This window comes from Amycolatopsis pretoriensis (assembly GCF_900107925.1).
GTDB lineage: Bacteria > Actinomycetota > Actinomycetes > Mycobacteriales > Pseudonocardiaceae > Amycolatopsis > Amycolatopsis pretoriensis.
The window spans coordinates 548,338-566,534 of record NZ_FNUJ01000007.1; the positions used below are offsets into that span (position 1 = coordinate 548,338).

Below are 18,197 nucleotides of genomic sequence, written 5' to 3' on the forward strand. Positions count from 1 at the left end.
TGGGCGTGGAGGAAAAGCCGCTGGTCCGCGTGGTCGCCCCGGCCGTCGCGCTGGCCCTGGCCGCCGGCGTGGGGCTGGCCTTCGGCGTCGCGGCCCTGAAGCGGCCGCCGGACCTGCCGGTGGACACGAACCCCGCGCCCTTGGCGGGGCACACGCTGTGCGCCGCGGTCGTCGTGGTCTTCCCCGCCGACGCCGAGCTGGGGGCGGCGCTGCCGGCCGTGCGCGCCGACCCCAAGGTGCGACGCGTGTTCGTGGACCCGCCGTCGGTCTCGCTGCTGGCCGTCCCGGGGACCGACCTCAAGGCCTGGGCACAGGAGCTGCACGCCCGTTTCCGGACGGCCGAGCGGGTGACGGTCATCGATTCCGACGCGGCGGCGGCGCAGCTGAAACTCACCGCGCCGCCGCCGAAGTGCCCTCGTGAGGGCGAGTACTAGTTCGCCGGAACCGATGCCACGCCCGGGGCGAGGAACGGCTTGCCGTTCACGCGCTCGGAGACGCCGGAGCGGTCCAGGTACGGCGTGATGCCGCCGTTCCAGAACGGCCAGCCCGCGCCCAGGATCAGGCACAGGTCGATGTCCTGCGCCTCGGCGACCACGCCCTCGTCCAGCATGATCCGGATCTCCTCGGCGATCGCGGACAGGGCCCGGTCACGCACCTGCTCCGAAGTGGACGGAGAATCTCCCTGCGTCCACAGCTCGACGACCTCGGGGTCGGCCGACTGGTTGCCTTGGGAATCCCAGACCCAGACGCCCTTCTTGCCCGCCTTGACGAACTTCGCGAGGTTGTCGGACACGGTGAACCGGTCCGGGAAGGCCTCGTGCAGCGTCTCGCCGACGTGCAGCGCGATGGCCGGGCCGACGAGCTGCATCAGCGTCAGCGGCGTCATCGGCAGACCGAGCGGTTCGAGCGCGGAGTCGGCGACGTCGAACGGCGTGCCCTCGTCGACGGTGACCAGCACCTCGCCGAGGAAGCGCAGCAGGAGCCGGTTGACGACGAACGCGCTCGCGTCCTTGACCAGCACGCTGGACTTCTTGAGCTGCTTGCCGACCGAGAACGCCGTCGCCAGCGACGCGTCGTCGGTCTGCTCGCCGCGGACGATCTCCAGCAGCGGCAGCACGGCGACCGGGTTGAAGAAGTGGAAGCCGACCACGCGCTCGGGGTGCTGCAGCTTCGACGCCATCGCGGTGATCGACAGCGACGAGGTGTTCGTCGCCAGGATCGCCTCGGGCTTGACGTGCTGCTCCAGCTCGGCGAACACCTGCTGCTTGACGCCCAGTTCCTCGAAGACGGCTTCGATGACGAAGTCGGCGTCGGCGAACGCGGCCTTGTCGAGCGAGCCGGAGACCAGCGCCTTGAGCCGGTTCGCGCCGTCCGGGGAGACGCGCTTCCTGCCCAGCAGTTTGTCGATCTCGGCGTGGACGTACCCGACGCCCTTGTCGACGCGCTCCTGGTCGACGTCGGTCAGCACGACCGGCACCTTCAGGCGGCGCACGAACAGCAGCGCGAGCTGGCTGGCCATCAGGCCGGCGCCGACGATGCCGACCTTGTTCACCTTGCGGGCCAGGTTCTTGTCCGGCGCGCCGGCCGGGCGCTTGGCGCGCTTGTTGACCAGGTTGAACGAGTACAGCCCGGCGCGCAGGACGTCGGACATGAGCAGCTCGGCGAGGCCGTCGGTCTCGGCCGCGTAGCCGCGGTCGAGGTCGTTTTCCTTCGCGAGTTCGAGCAGTTCGACGGCCTTGGTGGCGCCCGGCGAAGCGCCGTGCGTCCGGCCGTCCACAATGGACTTGGCGCGGGCGATCGCGGCGTCCCAGCCGGAACGGCGGTCGATCTCCCGGCGTTCCGGCTTGATTTCGCCGTTCACCACGCGAGCCAGCCACAGCAGCGACTGCTCGAGGTAGTCGGCGGAGCCGAAGACCGCGTCGACGATGCCGAGCTCGGCCGTCTGCTTGACGTTGAGCATCTTGTTCTGCGCCAAGGCGTTCTCGATGATCACCGTGACGGCGGCGTCCGCGCCGATGAGGTTCGGCAGCAGCTGCGTGCCGCCCCAGCCCGGGAACAGGCCGAGGAAGACCTCGGGGAACGCGATCGCGGCGGTGTTCTCCGACAGCGTCCGGTAGTGGCAGGACAGTGCCAGCTCCAGGCCGCCGCCCATGACCGCGCCGTTGATGAACCCGAAGGTCGGGATCTTCGTTTCGGTGAGGCGGCGGAAGACGTCGTGCCCGGTCTGGGCGATCTCGCGCGCCAGCTTCGGGTCGCTCACCGACTCGACGCCCGACAGATCGGCGCCGACGGCGAAGATGAACGGCTTGCCGGTGACGGCGATCGCGGCCGGCTCGGCCTCGAAGGCCTTGTCGATGGCCGCGTTCAGGCTCACCAGACCTTGGGGGCCGAAGGTGTTCGGCCGGGTGTGGTCGTGGCCGTTGTCGAGCGTGATGAGCGCGACGGGCTTCTCGAGCCCGGGCACCTTCACCAGGCGCGTCACGGCGTGGGTGACGACCTCGTCCGGGAAGGCGGCCTTCGCTTCTTCAGCGGTGAAAGTCATTACTTGGCCCCCTCGAACGCCGGGTTCTCCCAGATCACGGTGCCGCCCATGCCGATGCCGATGCACATCGTGGTCATGCCGTACCGGACATCGGGTCGCTCGGCGAACTGGCGGGCCAGCTGCGTCATGAGCCGGACGCCGGACGACGCCAGCGGGTGGCCGCACGCGATCGCGCCGCCCCACTGGTTGACGCGCGGGTCTTCGTCGTCGATGCCGAAGTGGTCGAGGAAGGCCAGCACCTGCACGGCGAAGGCCTCGTTGATCTCGAACAGGCCGATGTCGTCGATGGACAGGCCGGTGCGCTTGAACAGCTTCTCGGTGGCCGGCACCGGGCCGATGCCCATGACCTCCGGCTCGACGCCGGCGAAGGAGTAGCCGACCAGCCGCATGGCGACCGGCAGGCCCAGCTCGCGGGCGGTGTCCTCGTCGGCGAGGATCGAGGCGGTCGCGCCGTCGTTGAGGCCGGCCGCGTTGCCCGCGGTGATCCGGCCGTGCGGGCGGAACGGCGTCTTCAGCCCGGCGAGGGTTTCGAGCGTGGTGCCCGGGCGGGGCGGCTCGTCCTCGGTGGCCAGACCCCAGCCCAGCTCCTTGGAACGGGTCGCGACCGGAACCAGCTCGGGGCCGATCTTGCCGGTCTTGACGGCTTCGGCGTAGCGCTCCTGGCTGCGCGCGGCGTAGGCGTCGGTGCGCTGCTTCGTGATCGCGGGGAAGCGGTCGTGCAGGTTCTCGGCGGTCTGGCCCATGACGAGCGCCGTCGGGTCGACGAGCTTGTCGGCGATGATCCGCGGGTTCGGGTCGACGCCCTCGCCCATCGGGTGCCGGCCCATGTGCTCGACGCCACCGGCGATCGCGATGTCGTAGGCACCGAAGCCGATGCCGGACGCGGCGGTCGTGACGGCGGTCATCGCGCCGGCGCACATGCGGTCGATGGCGAAGCCGGGGACGGACTTCGGCAGGCCGGCGAGCAGCGCGGCGGTGCGGCCGATGGTCAGGCCCTGGTCGCCGATCTGGGTGGTGGCGGCGATGGCCACCTCGTCGACGCGCTCGGGCGGCAGTTCGGGGTGCCGCCGCAGCAGCTCACGGATGGCGTTGACGACGAGGTCGTCGGCGCGGGTCCCGGCGTAGATGCCCTTGTCGCCGGCCTTGCCGAAGGGGGTCCGTACCCCCTCGACGAAGGCGACGTTTCGCACGCCCCGCGCGTTCGGCGCGAGCGGCGTTGCTGGTGCGGCCACTGAAGCTCCATGAAGTAGAGGTCTTTGCCCGCACGATAGCCCTTGTTACCCGTCGGTAACCAGTGGAGTGGCCCGGTCGAGTGGGCTACGGCACACTCTTGGGGGTGAGCGTCTGCCCCTTCACGAGCCACGCGACACCGAACGCCCACACCGCGGCCGCCTCCAGCCACAGCGCCGGGTGCCACTCCGGCACCAGCCGCAGCCGGCTCGTCAACGCGATCAGCACGAGCGCGGCCAGGATCACCGCGCCGCACACCCGGTAGACGACCCCGACGCCCGGCGGCTGTTCGCCGTCGTGGGGGAACAGGCGCAGGCAGAAGTAGGCGAGGGAGAGGAAGAACACCGCCGCGAACGCCAGGTGCAGCACGCCCGAGGTCCGGTCCCACGAACTCACGTCGTGGTCCGGCGTCGTCGGGAAGAGCGCGAGCCCGATCGCACCCAGGCCGGCAAGAGTGCTCACGACGTTGTCGACGTAGTCGTGGCCGTAGTACGCGAGCAGGAACACCCCGGCCGCGCACATCGCGCCGACGAAGACGTCGCGGAGATCGGTGTAGTAGTACGAGCTGAGCGAGCCGGCGAGGTCGCCGCCGTCGACGAGCTGCTTGCCGAAGATCAGCACGAAGGGCAGCGCCAGGCCGATCAGCCCGATGGCGCGCCGGAGGAACAGGTACGAATGAACGAGTGGGGTCTGGGTCGCCGTGGTCATGGCCGCCTCCGGGGTCTCACCAAGGTCATCGGCGGTCTGCTGCCCCGGGAGGAGCGTTGTTATCCGACGGGTGCCCAGATCCTCAGCTGATCGTTACGGAGTTCGGCGAAGGAGCCGTCGTGGTGGGCGATCGGCGCGAAGCCTTCGAGGAGCCCGATCCGCGCGCCTTCGGTGGGGTCCCAGACCTCGAGCCCCGCTTCGGCGGCGACGTACAGCAGGCCGCCGTGAGCCCACATCCGGCCCTTCGGCCCGGCGAACTGCCCGAGCAGCCGGCCGGACGCCGCCGCGCGGACCTCGACGCCGTCGAGCGGCGGGCGCTCGCTGCCGATCCCTTGCAGGGCGATGGTTTCCTCGTCGAGCCACACCATCGGTTCGTCCCAGACGTCGCCGCGATCGGCCAGCTGCGCCGGGTTCCGATCGCCCGCGAGCCACGCGGCGCAGTCGATGACGAGCGGGATCCCGACCGGGTGCCAGGCCCAACCGTCGACGAGCAGCGACCGGCCGGACGGGCTCGGCAGCACCGCGCCGAAGTAGTAGCCGGAATCGTCCGCGTGCTCGGTGAGCAGGCGCCCGGTGGCCGCGTCGAAGACGTCGAGCCGGTCGCAGGCGGTGGCCGCGGCGAACCTGCCCCCGTCGAGGAACGCGAACGGGTAGCGCGTCCACTCGTTGTCGTCCCAGTCCCGGTCGAGGTCGAGCACGGTGACCCACTCGGCCAGGTCCACGACGGTCCCGTACTGCCCGTAGTCCGAGACGACCGCCGCGAACCGGCCGTCCGCCGAGGCGTGCAGCGCGGGACCCCGGGGCCGGTCCGGGCGGTCGTACCGTTCGACGTCGCGTTCCTCGGCCGGCTCGACCGGCCCGAGGAGCCACTGGTCCTCGTCGTCGATCCGGACGAAGCCCGCCTCGGTGAGCGCGAGCCAGCCACCGGGCACGGGGACGAGGCAGCGGTCGTTCAGCGGGGTCACCGGGCAGGGCCGGGTCGTCCAAGTACCGGCGGCCGGGGCGGGATGGCCGCACGGAGAAACGTTCACCTGCCCAGTATCCGGCGGCCCGCATCCGTTTTATCCCAAGTGCGCGAGCCAGCCGCCCTTTGCCGAGATGTCTTCCGCGCCTTCCGTTGCCGCCGGTTCGCACAAGAAGCCGGAGACCCGGGAGCCGTCGGCCAGCTCGACCTTGCCGATCGCCAGCGGCGCCGGAATGCGCGAGACGAACTCGCCGAACCCGCGCACCGGCAGGTCCCACAACTCCGCCGCGATCGCGACCCCGCCGGACGCCACCCGGACCAGCCCGGGCTTCGGCGGCACCGTGTCCAAGGCGAACAGCCGGTACGACCCGGCGGTGGAAACCGGCGAGACGAACCGCCCGCCCCGCGAAGTCAGCTCGTGGTTCAGCGGCTGCCCGCGCAAGTGCGCCCCGACCACCACGATTGGTACGCGCTCGCCGCGCAAACCTGCCAGCGCCGCCAGCTTCAGGTCGTCGTGCGGGGCGCCGATCAGCATCACGCCGAACGGGCGTCCGGCCACCGTGCCCGCCGGGACCGCCAGGGCCGGCAGCCCGAACAGGTTGGTCGAGTTCGTGAACCGGCCCAGGCGCGCGTTGACCGCGACCGGGTCCGCGGCGACCTCCGCGATCGTCGGGTGCTCGGTCGTCGTCGGGAACAGCAGCGCGTCGACGCCGGCCAGCGTCGCCAGCGCTTCGGCCCGCAACCCGGCCAGCGTCGCCTGGTCCGCGAACAGCCGGTGCGCGCGGATGTCTCGGGCCGTGGTGATGATGCCGTGCACCACCGGGTCGCAGTCGGCCGGGTGCGCGTCCAGGAATTCGCCGACCGCCGTGTATCGCTCGGCCACGAACGCGCCGCCGTACAACAGTTCCGCCGCCTCCAAAAAAGGCGTGGTGTCCACAGTGGTCACTTCGGCACCCGCCGCGGCGTACTCCGCGACAGCCGTCTCGAACGCCTCGGCCCAGCCCGCCGCCAACGGGCCCAGCTCGGCCGGCACGCCCAGCCGGAACCGTCCCGTGTGGACTTGCGCGGGCTCGGCCAGGCACGTCAGCGCGAACGACGCTTCCTCGACCGTCCGCGCGAACAGCGACACGCAGTCGATGCTCGCGCACGCCGGGACGACACCTTCCGTCGGCAGCAGGCCGGGCGTCGGCTTGAGGCCGGTGATTCCGTTGAACGCCGCCGGGACGCGCCCGGAGCCCGCCGTGTCCGTCCCCAGCGCCAGATCGGCGATGCCCAGCGCGACCGCCACCGCCGAACCCGAGCTGGACCCGCCGGAAACGTAGGCCGGGTCGACGGCGTTGCGGACCGCGCCGTACGGGCTGCGCGTTCCGACCAGCCCGGTCGCGAACTGGTCGAGGTTGGTCGTGCCGAGCACCAGCGCCCCGGCCGCCCGCAGCCGCGCGACGACCGGCGCGTCCACCTCCGGCTGGTACGCATAGGCCGGGCACCCCGCCGTCGTCGGCAACCCGGCGACGTCGATGTTGCCCTTGACCGCCACGAGTTTTCCGTACAGCGGCAAGCCTCGCCCGTCCAAGGCCGCGGCCTCGGCGAGCACCTCGGCTTCCGGCCGGAGATCGATCCAGATCTCCGGCCGGTCCACCTGCTCGATCCGCCGGTACGCGGCCCGCACCCGTTCCTCGACAGGGGTCATCCCAGCACCACCAACGGGGTGCCGGGAGCGACCTGGTCACCGGGGGACACGAGCACTTCGACCACCTCACCGCGGGCCGGCGCGGGGATCCGCGCCTCCGTCTTCATCGCTTCCAGCGTCACCAGCGACTGCGCGTCCTCGACGCGCTCGCCCGCGGTGACGTCGACCCGCCACACCGTCGCCGCGAACGGCGCCTCGACGACGTGGCCGCCCGCCGGGGCTTCGACCCGCTTCGGCGGCCGCGTCACGGGTTCCGGCTTCGGGTCGAACTCGCCCGCCGCGGCCCACGCCCGCCGTTCCGCTTCGAACGCCGCCGCCTGCGTCGCCCGGAACTCCGCGATGCCCGAAGCGTTGTCCGACAGGAACTTCTGGTACTCGGCCAGTTTGAAAGTGCCGTCGCTGGTGTCGAGGGCCAGTTGCCCGGACGAACTCCGCGCCCGCAGGTCGAGGAGTTCCTCCGCCGACACGGGGTACCAGGAGATCCGGTCGAAGAACCGCAGGTTCCACGGCTGCTCCCCGCCGTGCCAGCTGTTCCACACCTGAACGGTCCGGCCGACGAACTGGTAGCCGCCGGGGCCCTCCATGCCGTAGATGCAGAGGTAGGCGCCGCCGATGCCGACGGAGTTCTCCGCGGTCCACGTCCGCGCCGGGTTGTACTTCGTCGTGACGAGCCGGTGCCGCGGGTCCAGCGGCGTCGCGACCGGCGCGCCGAGGTAGACGTCGCCGAGGCCGAGGACCAGGTACTCCGCGTCGAACACCGTGCGGTAGACGTCGTCCACAGAGGACAGTCCGTTGACGCGCCGGATGAACTCGATGTTCCACGGGCACCACGGAGCGTCGTCGCGCACGCCCGTCATGTACCGCTCGATCGCCTCGCGGGTCGCCGGGTCGTCCCACGACAGCGGCAGCCGGACGCTCCGGCTCGGCACCTCGAGGTCGGCGGTCGGCGGCAGGTCCCGCTCCAGCTCCCGCACCAGCCCGAGCGCCTTTTCGACGGGCAGCGCGTCCGGGTCGACGTGCACCTGCAGCGACCGGATGCCCGGGGTCAGGTCGACGATCCCCGGCACGCCTTCGACCGCCAGCCGTTCGCCGAGCGCGTGCACCCGCATCCGCAGCGCCAGGTCGAGCTTCATTTCGCCGTACTCGACGAGCAGGTTGTCGTCCCCGCTGCGGCGGTAGGTGACCGACGGCTCGTCGCCGGTGGACGTCTGCCGGCCCAGGACGCCGCCGTCGTGCCGGGTGTCCCGAGTGGACGTCACGGCCGTCGCGGGCCGCTGCCGCAGCGCCGCCGCGTGGTCGGTGTCGATCGGGACGAACCGCACGGTGTCGCCCGGGCGCAGCTGCCCGAGCTTCCACCGCTCGCCGGTGGCGACCGTCGCCGGGCAGACGAACCCGCCCAGGCTGGGCCCGTCCGGGCCGAGCAGGATCGGCAGGTCGCCGGTGTAGTCGACGGCGCCGATCGCGTACGGCGTGTCGTGGATGTTCGACGGGTGCAGGCCCGCCTCGCCGCCGTCGGCGCGCGCCCATCGAGGCCGCGGTCCGACGAGCCGGACGCCGGTGCGGGCGGAGTTGAAGTGCACCTGCCACTCGGTGGCGTAGAAGGTGTCGACGTCTTCGGGGGTGAAGAACTCCGGTGCCGCGTGGGGACCTTCGAGCGCCCCGATCGACCACTGTGGCGCGAAGCCCGGGCGGTCGGCCACCGGTCCGACGACCGGGTCCGCGGGCTCGGGCCCGGTCCGCAGGACGTCCCCCACGGCCAGCGCGCGGCCGCCGTGCCCGCCGAACTTGCCCAGGGTGAACGTCGCCGCGCTGCCGAGGAACCCGGGAACGTCGATTCCGCCGCGTATGAGCACGTAGCTGCGCAGGCCCGCCGTGCACGCCCGGACGTCGAGCGTGCTTCCGGCGGGCACCTCGACCGGTGTCCACAACGGAACCTCGGCGCCGTCGACGAGCACGGTGGTCGGAGCGCCGGTGACGCATACCTGGGTGGCGTGGGAGAACCGCAGCGTCACGCCGTCCACAGTGCACTCCAGGCCGGGCGCGCCCTCGGGGTTGCCCAGCGCGAGGTTGCCCAGCCGCAGCGAGCGGTCGTCCATCGGGCCGCTCGGCGGCACCCCGACGTGCCAGAACCCGGTGCGCCCCGGCCAGTCCTGCACCGTGGTCATCGTCCCGCCGCGCACGACGTCGATCCGGGGCTCGGCGTCCTCGATCCCGTCCAAAGTGGACGTGTCGTGCGCCGCCGCGCCGAACGCCGCGTCGGCGGCCGCCGCGCGCAGCTGCCCGAGGTTGGTGCGCACGCCGTCGACCCGCGTCGTCGCGAGTGCCTCCCGCAGGTGCGCGAGGGCGTCGGTGCGGTCGGTTCCGGTGCAGATCACCTTGGCCAGCAACGGGTCGTAGTGCGTCGTGACGGTCGTGCCGGGCTCGACCCAGGTGTCCACGCGGACGCCGGCGGGCAGCGCGACCCGCGTGACGAGACCCGCGCTCGGCCGGTGCCCGGCACTCGGGTCCTCGGCGTACACCCGGGCCTCCACGGCGTGCCCGCGCGCCACCGGTACCGCGCGGAACATCGCGCGGTCGCCCTGGGCCAGGCGCAGCATCCAGGCGACGAGGTCGACGCCGTACACCGCCTCGGTGACCGGGTGCTCGACCTGCAGCCGCGTGTTGACCTCGAGGAACGCCGCCTCCTCACGCTCGGGGTCGTAGACGTATTCGACCGTGCCCGCCGAGCGGTACCGCACCGACGAGCACAGCGCGACGGCCGAGTCGACGAGCTGCTTGCGCACGGCGGCGGGCAGGTCCGGCGCCGGGCACTCCTCGACGACCTTCTGGTTGCGCCGCTGCAGCGAGCAGTCGCGCGTGCCCAGAGCGAGGACCTCGCCGAAGCCGTCGCCGAACACCTGCACCTCGACGTGCCGGGCGCGGCGCACCAGCCGTTCGAGGAACACCCCGGCGTTCGCGAAGCTCTTGGCCGCGACGCTGCGGACGCTGTCCCACGCCTCGCGCAGCTCCCCGGCGGTCGCGCAGGCACGCATGCCGATGCCGCCACCACCCCCGGTCGCCTTGAGCATCACCGGGTAGCCGATCTCGTCGGCCCGCGCCAGTGCTTCGTCCACATCGGACAGGAGACCGGTGCCGGCCAGCAGCGGCACGCCGGCCGCGATCGCCGCCTCGCGCGCGGTGTGCTTGCTGCCGAACACCTCCAGGTGCTCCGGCGCTGGGCCGGCGAACGCGAGCCCGGCGTCCTCACAGGACCGGGCGAACGCCGTGTCCTCCGAGAGGAAGCCGTAGCCGGGGTGGACGGCGTCGCAGCTGGTGTCGAGGGCGGCTCGGACGATCGCGTCGGCACGCAGGTAGCTCTCGGCGGCGGGCGCCGGGCCGAGCCGCACGGCCCGGTCGGCGAGCCGCACGTGCGGGGCGAGGCGGTCGGCGTCGGAGTACACCGCGACGGTCTCGAGACCCAGTTCCCCGGCAGTGCGCAGGATCCGGACCGCGATTTCGCCGCGGTTGGCGACGAGCAGCCTCACTCGCCGCCTCCGGGGGCCGTCACGACCATGCGGACCGGCGTCGGGTCGAACCCGTTGCAGGGGTTGTTGATCTGCGGGCAGTTCGACACGAGCACGAGGACGTCGGTCTCCGCGCGCAGCCGGACTTCCAGGCCGGGCGCGGAGATCCCGTCGACGATGCCGAGCGTGCCGTCCGCTTCGACCGGCACGTTCATGTACCAGTTGACGTTGCTGACCAGGTCCCGCTTGCCCAGCCCCCACTTCGCGCCCTCGATGAGGAAGTTCTCGACGCAGGCGTGCTGGAACCGGGTGTGCTGGCCGTAGCGGAGGCTGTTGGACTCCTTGCTGCACGCGCCGCCGAGCGTGTCGTGCCGGCCGCACGTGTCGGCGACGACGGTCAGCAGCGGCGCGCCTTCCTGCGTGCGCAGGACGCTGCCCGTGGTCAGGAAGATGTTGCGCTGCGCGGCGATCGTCGCCGCCGCGCTGTAACGCTTGGCCGTGTCGTTCGCGTCGTAGCAGAGGAAGTCGACGGCCTGGTTGCCGCCGAGGTCGATGATCGCCAGCTCGCTGCCGCGCTTCAGCACGGTCGAGAACGGGGCCCGCGCGGGGACGTCGAACGTCAGCTCCAGCTGGGACTGGTACGCCGTGCTCATGCGATCCCCCGGGCGGTCAGGTAGTCGGCGGTGTTCTCGAAGGCCCGCTGGGCCTCCGGCGAGTGCCTCCACTCCGGACTGTCCGGAGTGGACGGCGTGGCGCGCCAGGCGAGGACTTCGAGGTTCGTCACGGTGTAGTCCGGCCGCGGGTCGACCGGGTGCGCCACGTTGGCGATGAGCACGACGGCCGGGATCTCGATCCGCAGCTCGACGGACTTGCCGGCGCCGGCGGACCCGGTGAACTCCAGCTCGCCTTCGGGCTGGACCCGCACCCCCTGGAAGAACGACAGGCTCGGCGGCAGGTCCCGCGGCCCGAGGCCGTTCTTGGCCGCCGCCAAGGTGAACAGCGGCAAACCGGCGGGGGACGGGCCCTGCGGGGAGCCGTCGCCGTAGTGCTCCACGTTGCCGTCCACAGTGGACGTTCCGCAGAGGGCGTCGTGGCGCCCGCTCGAGTCCGCGACGATCGTGGCCAGCACCCGCGCCTGGTCCGACAACAGCGCCACCTTTTCGCCGAGGTAGGCGTTCCACTGCACCTTCACCGTGTCCGCGACGTTCAGCCGCTCCCACGGCTGGGCGGCGTTGAACAGCAGCAGGTGCGCGCAGGCGTCGCCCTCGACGTCGGTCAGCCGCAGCCGCGTGCCGCGGGCCAGCACCTTGTGCGTGTAGCCGCCCCCGGCCACGGTCTCCGCCCAGGTCAGCGCCTCGGGTGCCACCCCGGGTGGGGGAGCGGGGAAGGTGCTCGCCGGGATCGACGGCATTGTTTCGACCACGGTGCCGGCCTGGGCCCTGGCGTGGTCGCGGGCGCCGTAGGTGGTGGCGGTGGTGCTCATGGACGTCCTCTCTCAGATCGCGGGTTCGAGGGCGGGAGCGGGGCGCAGCCGCAGCCAGCAGAGCCGGCCGATCACCAGTGCGCCGCCGACGAACTCTATCGGGAACAAGAGCATCCAGGGGGCGCCCGAACCGGTCACGTCGTAGATCTCCGCGCGTGGCCAGGCGATGTTGACGATCATCGCGATGCCGTAGAGAACGGCTGCCCCGTTCAGGGGAACACCCCACCGTCCGAGGGAGAACCGGCCGGGTTCCGCGGGGAACTTCCCGCGCAGCCGCTTGACCAGCAAGGGGCCGGTGACCAGCAGGTAGGCCAGGTAGACGACCACGACGGACGTCCCGGTGATCGTGCTGAACAGCGTCGGGTTGCCGAAGTTGAGCAGCAGCAGCCCGATCGCGAGCCCACCGGAGAGCAGTGCCGGCGCGACCGGCGTCCCGGTGCGCGGATTCACCGACGAAAGTCGGGTGGCGAACGGAAGTGCGCCGTCCCGCGCCATCGCGTAGATCAGCCGGACGGTACCGGTTTGGATGGTCAACGTGCAGACGACGACGGCGATCGCGACGTCGGCGAGGAAGACGCGGCCGAGGGTGTCGCCGAAGACGGCGGTGATCACGTACGGCAGGCCGCGGCCGGCGAGCTGCCCGTCGGTCAGGCTCGGCGCGGCCATCAGCGCGGTGATCACGACGGCCAGCCCGCCGATCCCGGACACGAGCACGGCTCGCAGCACCGCACGCGGCGCCGCCTTCCGCGCGTTCTTCGTTTCCTCCGCGACCGACGCGGCGGTGTCGAAGCCGTAGAGCACGTACGCCGCCATGAGCGCCGAAGCGAGCACGCCGCCGATCCCGGCGCCCGTGCCCGGGGTGTCGTGCAGCACGACCTGCGGACCGCGGACGGCGAACAACCCGAGCCCGGTGACGAGCACGACGACGCCGAGCAGTTCGGCCGCGACGCCGACGTCGTTGATCCGCGCCATCAGCCGGACGCCGCCGGCGTTGACGAGCGTGGTGAAGACGAGCAGCAGGGTGCCGAGCAGCACGGCGTTGGCCGCGCCGGACGGCGACGTCACCGCCGGGTCGCCGCCGACGATCTGGAAGCCGGCCCACACCGACGGCAGCACGACCTGCAGCGCGATCGCGGCGGCCGCGAGGGCGACGACGCAGCCGAGCAGCATCATCCAGCCGGCGAGCCAGCCGAGGAACCCGCGGGCGAGCTGTTTCGCCCACTGGTACACGGATCCGGCGAGCGGGTAGCGCGCGGCGAGCTCGGCGAAGGTGAGGGCCACGAGCAGCTGGCCGGCGAGTACGACCGGCCACGTCCAGAAGAAGAGCGGGCCGCCGAAGGAGAAGCCGAAGCCGAAGAGCTGGAAGACGGTCGTGAGGATCGAGACGAAGGAGAACCCGGCGGCGAAGGCGGAAAACCCGCCCAGCGACCGGCGGAGCTCCTGGCGGTAACCGAAGGCGGCGAGTTCGTCGGGCATGCGCGCTCCTTTTTTCGATCGCACGACAGAAATTAGGGCCACGCAAGGACTTTTCGATCTCCGGCGCGTTAGCGGCGAGTTAACGTCCCGGTCGACGGGGCGTCAACGGCGACATGTGGGTGTAACTCCCGCGGCGGTGTGGGTGTCCGGGCGCCGGACCTGGCAAGATCACCGCCGTGGTCAAAGGGGCGGGGGTCGGCAGGCCCAGGGCGAGCGGCGCGGCGGCGAACCGGCCGGACGCGCGGCAGGCGGTGCTCGACGCCGCGGGTGAGCTGTTCACGGGAGCCGGCTACGCGGCGACGACGACGCGGGCGATCGCCGAACGCGCGGGTCTGCGCCAGGCGTCGCTCTACTACCACTTCCCGGCCAAGGAAGACATCCTCGCCGCGCTGCTGGCCGAGACGGTCCGCCCGTCGCTGGACCTGGCCGCCCGGCTGGTCGCGGGTCAAGCCCCGGCCGCGGTCCGGTTGTGGGCGCTGGCGTACGCGGACATCGGCCTGCTCGGCGGCGCCCGCCACAACCTCGGCGCGCTGTACCTGCTGCCGGAGGTTTCCTCACCCAACTTGGCCCGCTTCCGGGCGGAGCGGGCGGATCTGAAGGCGGCGTACGGGAGTTTGGTGGCGGCCGCCGGTGTCGCGCCGGAGGCGGTGAGGATCCGGACGGACCTGGTGTTCGGGCTGGTGGAGAGCATCGCGGTGATCCGCCGCGACGACCCGGCGCTGGACGTCGAGTCCCACGTGCGCGAGGGGGCCGACGGGGTGGTCCGGCTGGCTGGGCTCCCGGCGCCGACGGACGAACTGCGCGCCGAGGCGCACACCCTGCTGGCGACGCTCGCGGACTGACGCGGGCTCAGCTGCGGAGGCCGGGCAGGGCTTGATCGTGTCGGCGGCCAGTGCCCCCGATCTTGGCGAGGTTTCGATGTATTCCGGAGCTCCTCTCGGCATGCGCTACTGGTAGAAGTAGCTCATCGAGATCGCCGGGATGAACGCCATCGCGGCGTTGAGGCCGTCCTGGATCTTCGTCCGCCAGCCCTCACCCCAACGCACGGCGGGCTGATCGGACATGAAATCGGTCATCGAGCTACCTTCGGCGAACGACGCGGCATTGCGCGGCGCAGCCTAGGGGAGCCGCCGGGCCGTTTCGGCGCTGCCGCCGGAACTGTCCGGGAATTGTCCGTTCAGGAAGCCGTCGTCTGCAGCGCCTTGCTCAGCGCCGTCACCGTCAGCTCGATCTGCCACGGCCGGGCCCCGCCCGCGCGGAGCACCGCGGCCACCGACTCCTCGTCGGTCTCCGCCGGCGGGCGCCAGCACGTGCGGCGCACGAGGTCCGGCAGCAGCAGGTTCTCCACCGGCAGCCGGCGGTCCTCCGCGATGGCCGCCAACCCGGCCCGGGCCGCCGACAACCGGGCCGCCGCGTCCGGGTCCTTGTCCGCCCAGCGGTTCACCGGGGGCGGGCCGTCCGTCGGCTGCGACGGCGACGGCAGTTCGGACGCCGGGAGCGCGCGGGCCGCCTGCAGGTGCCGCAGCCAGCTCGACGTGTACTTGCGCTGGACCCGGCCGCTGAACACCGGGAGCGCCTGAAGTTCCTCGACCGTCTTCGGATCGGCTGTCACCGCGTTGATGATCGCGCTGTCCGGCAGGATCCGGCTCGGGGCGCGGTCGCGCTTGCGGGCCAGCTCGTCGCGCGCCTGCCACAGCTCGCGGACCGCCGCGAGCCCCCGCGGGTTGCGGATCTTGTGCACCCCCGACGTCCGGCGCCACGGCTCGGCCCGCGGCGCGGGCGGCGGGGCGTTGCGGACGTTTTCGAACTCCTGCTGCGCCCACTCCAGCTTGCCCTGGGCGCCCAGCTCCGCCTCCAGCTTTTCGCGCAGCTGGACGAGCAGCTCGACGTCGAGGGCCGCGTAGTTCAGCCAGTCGACCGGCAGCGGCCGCTTCGACCAGTCCGCCGCGCTGTGCCCCTTCTCGAGGGTGTAGCCGAGCAGCAGCTCGACGAGGGTCCCCAGCGCCACGCGTTCGTAGCCCGCCAGCCGGCCGGCCAGCTCGGTGTCGAACAGCGCCGCCGGACGCAGGTCCAGCTCGGCGAGGCAGGGGAGGTCCTGGGAGGCGGCGTGCAGCACCCACTCCAGGTCGTTGAGGACGTCGCGCAGCGGCTGGAGGTCGTCGGCCAGTGCGATCGGGTCGATCAGCACCGTGCCGGAACCCTCGCGGCGCAGCTGCACGAGGTAGGCCTTGGGCCAGTACCGGTAGCCGGACGCGCGTTCGGTGTCGACGGCGACCGCGCCGGTGCCCGCGGCGAGTCTCGCGCACGCTTCGGCGAGCGCGTCAGCATCTGTGATCACCGGGGGCGTGCCCTCGGCGGGTTCGCGTAGCAGCACAGGGCCGCCCGTGGACTCGATCTCCATCCCGGTGTCCTCGGCCTCTGCACTTCCCATAACCGACGACCCTACGGGACGGGCATACCGCGCCTGGTCTGCCCGCCCCGCAGGGCTGTTCGCTTGCGTCAGCGGATCACGCCGGCCCGCATGGCCAGCGCCACCATCTGCGCCCGGTCTCCCGTGCCGAGCTTGCGCCCGATCCGGGAGAGGTGGGACTTGACGGTGAGAGCGGAGAGCGAAAGCTCTTCGCCGATCTCCTTGTTGGACTGCCCGTCGGCGACCAGCTGGAGCACCTCCACCTCACGAGCGGACAGCTCGCGCGGGGTGTTGTCGGTGCCCGCGACGCGGGTCCCGGTGGCGAGCACCGGAGCCACGCTCGGGTCGGCGTAGACGCCGCCTTCGAGCACGCGCCGCACGCCATCGGTCACGACGACCGGTGACGCGGACTTCAGCAGGTACGCCTGGGCCCCGGCCTGGAAGGCCGAGCGGACCGCGTACGGGTCGTCCGAGGATGCGAGTACGACCACGCGCGGCCAGCCGTGGCTACGGAGTTCCGTAACCAGCTCGATGCCGCTGCCGTCCGGCAGTCCGAGATCGAGGATCGCCAGGTCACAAGGCCCGGTGGCCTGTGCTCGCGCCCTCGCCTCGGCCACCGTGGCGGCCTCGTGGACGGTCCCCGCACCCATCTGTGCGAGTCTTGCTGCGATTGCCTCCCTCAACAGCGGGTGGTCGTCGACCACCAATACCGAAAAGAGCTCTTCCCGCGGGTGCGGAACCATGCTCGCCGGCAACGCGCCGGCTGGCGTGGATCGGACGGCCTGAGAAATGCCGACGGTAGCCACGTCACTACCTCCCTGGAGTCGGTCGTGCCCCCCGACCGGCACCGGGACCTTCGGCCGTTCAGCCGCGCCAGCTTTAGACCGAAAGTGGTGTCGTCGAAGGCACTGTAGCCGCCCTGAGGCCATTGCGGGGGGATCGAATGGGTATCTATCTCAAACGAACAGTCACTCAGTGGGTTCGTAGTAACACGATCGGGCTAGTACACGGCCGGTTGTTAACGGATAGCCCAGCGAACACGATGCTAAGAAGTTACCGGCGGCCAAATGGCCGTGCAGATGAGGTGTGCAGCTGCCGGTGCGCCTAGTGACCAGGGGCCGGATGGGGGTCTCCGCGGGGCGGAAAGTGGCTCCGGCCGGGGCATGATCAACTCTCTCGCGCGGCTTCGGCGAGCTTCGCGGGCTCTTGTTCCGGTGACTGTCCGTGGCGTTCGAGGGCGATCTTCGGCCCCGGAACCCCTAGATGATCTTGTTGCGGTGCGTGACCGCGCGGAGTCACGAACGGGGAGACGTGAAACGGCCTCAGAGGCGTTTGGGCCAGTGCCCCGGCTCCGGGTGCTGGTTTGAGTGGTTTCGCCCGTCCGGTGGCGCTCCAGGCGGCCGTTCGGGGGTGAACGGCGTTCAGGGGACGTGAGATTTGCTCACATCCGTACAGGCAGCTCCTGACGGACCGCGCGGTGGCGGCCCGCCGTTGCCGATTCGTTGCCGACCATCGCCCGAACGCCGCGCCCGGGCCTGGATCACCGCGGCTGAGAGGACATGAACGACTCGTTCAGCGCGCCTGGCGACATGAACGACTCGTTCATGTCGTCCGGCGCCGGCCGGTCAGGAGCTCTGGCGCTGCCCGAACATCGTCACGCCGACCGGCGGCAGACCCACCACACTGGCCATCACCTGGCAGAACGCCTGCCCGTGCGGCAGCAGCCCGGCATCGGCGGGGGTCCAGGACGCCCGCAACTCCAGGTCGTCCGTTCGCGCCGGCCCGGAGATGTCGCCGAAACGCGCCGAGGACGTCTCCGTCACCGTGCCGCCCAGCGCCGTCCAGGTCGCGCCCGACACCTCCAGCGCGTCGGTCAGCCACGACCAACCCACCTGCGGCAGGAACGGATCCGTCGCCAGCTCGCGGTCCAGCTCCGCGCGCACGTACATGACGAGGCGCAGGACGCCGTCCCAGCCGTCCTGGCCGTCCGGGTCGTGCAGCAGGACCAGCCGGCCCGAGGCCAGCACGTCCGCGGGCCCGGAGACCTCGCAGCTGACCGCGTACGACCACGGCGCGAGCCGCTGCGGGGCCCGCATCGGCTCCAGCAGCACCTCCCGGCGGGGCCGGACGGACTGCAGCGCCGAAACTGCTTCGCGGAAGAGTTCGGGCACTGGCGTCATCGCGGTCACGC

The 18,197-nt window shown here is 71.7% G+C and carries 15 protein-coding genes; 2 read left to right on the forward strand and 13 right to left on the reverse strand.

Annotated elements, in window-relative coordinates; all coding sequences use genetic code 11:
* The first annotated feature begins 5 nt into the window (after positions 1-5).
* On the forward strand, positions 6-434 hold the full coding sequence (locus BLV96_RS32440; RefSeq protein ID WP_244180610.1) for a hypothetical protein: 429 nt from the start codon (positions 6-8) through the stop codon (positions 432-434).
* On the opposite strand, the gene BLV96_RS32445 is transcribed toward BLV96_RS32440, so the two are convergent.
* The 9 genes from BLV96_RS32445 to BLV96_RS32490 form a co-directional block, all read right to left on the reverse strand.
* Positions 431-2,542 carry a 3-hydroxyacyl-CoA dehydrogenase NAD-binding domain-containing protein gene (locus BLV96_RS32445; RefSeq protein ID WP_091389823.1) on the reverse strand — a complete coding sequence of 704 codons (2,112 nt, stop codon included), beginning with the start codon at positions 2,540-2,542 and terminating at the stop codon, positions 431-433. The two genes, BLV96_RS32440 and BLV96_RS32445, sit on opposite strands and share 4 nt — an antisense overlap.
* Complete coding sequence (locus BLV96_RS32450) at positions 2,542-3,732, reverse strand: thiolase family protein (protein WP_086676762.1); 1,191 nt, start codon at positions 3,730-3,732, stop codon at positions 2,542-2,544. Before BLV96_RS32450 ends, BLV96_RS32445 begins: the two co-directional genes overlap by 1 nt.
* Positions 3,733-3,859: 127 nt before the next feature.
* Complete coding sequence (locus tag BLV96_RS32455; RefSeq protein ID WP_086676763.1) at positions 3,860-4,480, reverse strand: DUF998 domain-containing protein; 621 nt, start codon at positions 4,478-4,480, stop codon at positions 3,860-3,862.
* Between the two features lie 59 nt (positions 4,481-4,539).
* Complete coding sequence (locus tag BLV96_RS50905) at positions 4,540-5,511, reverse strand: hypothetical protein (RefSeq protein ID WP_244180612.1); 972 nt, start codon at positions 5,509-5,511, stop codon at positions 4,540-4,542.
* Positions 5,512-5,541: 30 nt separating this feature from the next.
* A complete protein-coding gene (locus BLV96_RS32470) occupies positions 5,542-7,134 on the reverse strand; it encodes an allophanate hydrolase (RefSeq protein WP_086676764.1) in 1,593 nt (530 codons plus the stop codon).
* Positions 7,131-10,658 (reverse strand): urea carboxylase, encoded by a 3,528-nt coding sequence (uca, locus tag BLV96_RS32475; RefSeq protein ID WP_086676765.1) that lies wholly within the window; start codon positions 10,656-10,658, stop codon positions 7,131-7,133. The genes BLV96_RS32470 and uca overlap by 4 nt, the downstream gene beginning before the upstream one ends.
* Entirely contained in the window at positions 10,655-11,290 is a 636-nt protein-coding gene (locus BLV96_RS32480; RefSeq protein ID WP_086676766.1) for an urea amidolyase associated protein UAAP2, read from the reverse strand. The genes uca and BLV96_RS32480 overlap by 4 nt, the downstream gene beginning before the upstream one ends.
* Entirely contained in the window at positions 11,287-12,120 is an 834-nt protein-coding gene (locus BLV96_RS32485; RefSeq protein ID WP_086676767.1) for an urea amidolyase associated protein UAAP1, read from the reverse strand. The genes BLV96_RS32480 and BLV96_RS32485 overlap by 4 nt, the downstream gene beginning before the upstream one ends.
* A 12-nt stretch (positions 12,121-12,132) precedes the next feature.
* On the reverse strand, positions 12,133-13,596 hold the full coding sequence (locus tag BLV96_RS32490; protein WP_086676768.1) for an amino acid permease: 1,464 nt from the start codon (positions 13,594-13,596) through the stop codon (positions 12,133-12,135).
* Positions 13,597-13,772: 176 nt separating this feature from the next.
* Between BLV96_RS32490 and BLV96_RS32495 the strand changes: the two genes are divergently transcribed.
* The gene (locus tag BLV96_RS32495) at positions 13,773-14,438 is read left to right on the forward strand and encodes a TetR/AcrR family transcriptional regulator (RefSeq protein ID WP_086676769.1); all 666 of its coding nucleotides are present in this window, start codon (positions 13,773-13,775) and stop codon (positions 14,436-14,438) included.
* A gap of 105 nt (positions 14,439-14,543) precedes the next feature.
* On the opposite strand, the gene BLV96_RS51310 is transcribed toward BLV96_RS32495, so the two are convergent.
* The 4 genes from BLV96_RS51310 to BLV96_RS32510 all read right to left on the reverse strand — a co-directional run bounded on the left by BLV96_RS51310 (position 14,544) and on the right by BLV96_RS32510 (position 18,195).
* Complete coding sequence (locus tag BLV96_RS51310) at positions 14,544-14,672, reverse strand: hypothetical protein (protein ID WP_279627562.1); 129 nt, start codon at positions 14,670-14,672, stop codon at positions 14,544-14,546.
* A 101-nt stretch (positions 14,673-14,773) separates the two neighbouring features.
* A complete protein-coding gene (locus BLV96_RS32500; RefSeq protein ID WP_086676770.1) occupies positions 14,774-15,997 on the reverse strand; it encodes a ribonuclease D in 1,224 nt (407 codons plus the stop codon).
* Between the two features lie 98 nt (positions 15,998-16,095).
* Entirely contained in the window at positions 16,096-16,812 is a 717-nt protein-coding gene (locus BLV96_RS32505) for a response regulator (RefSeq protein ID WP_033261886.1), read from the reverse strand.
* Positions 16,813-17,631: 819 nt separating this feature from the next.
* A complete protein-coding gene (locus BLV96_RS32510; protein WP_167379804.1) occupies positions 17,632-18,195 on the reverse strand; it encodes a DUF3000 domain-containing protein in 564 nt (187 codons plus the stop codon).
* Positions 18,196-18,197: the final 2 nt, after the last annotated feature.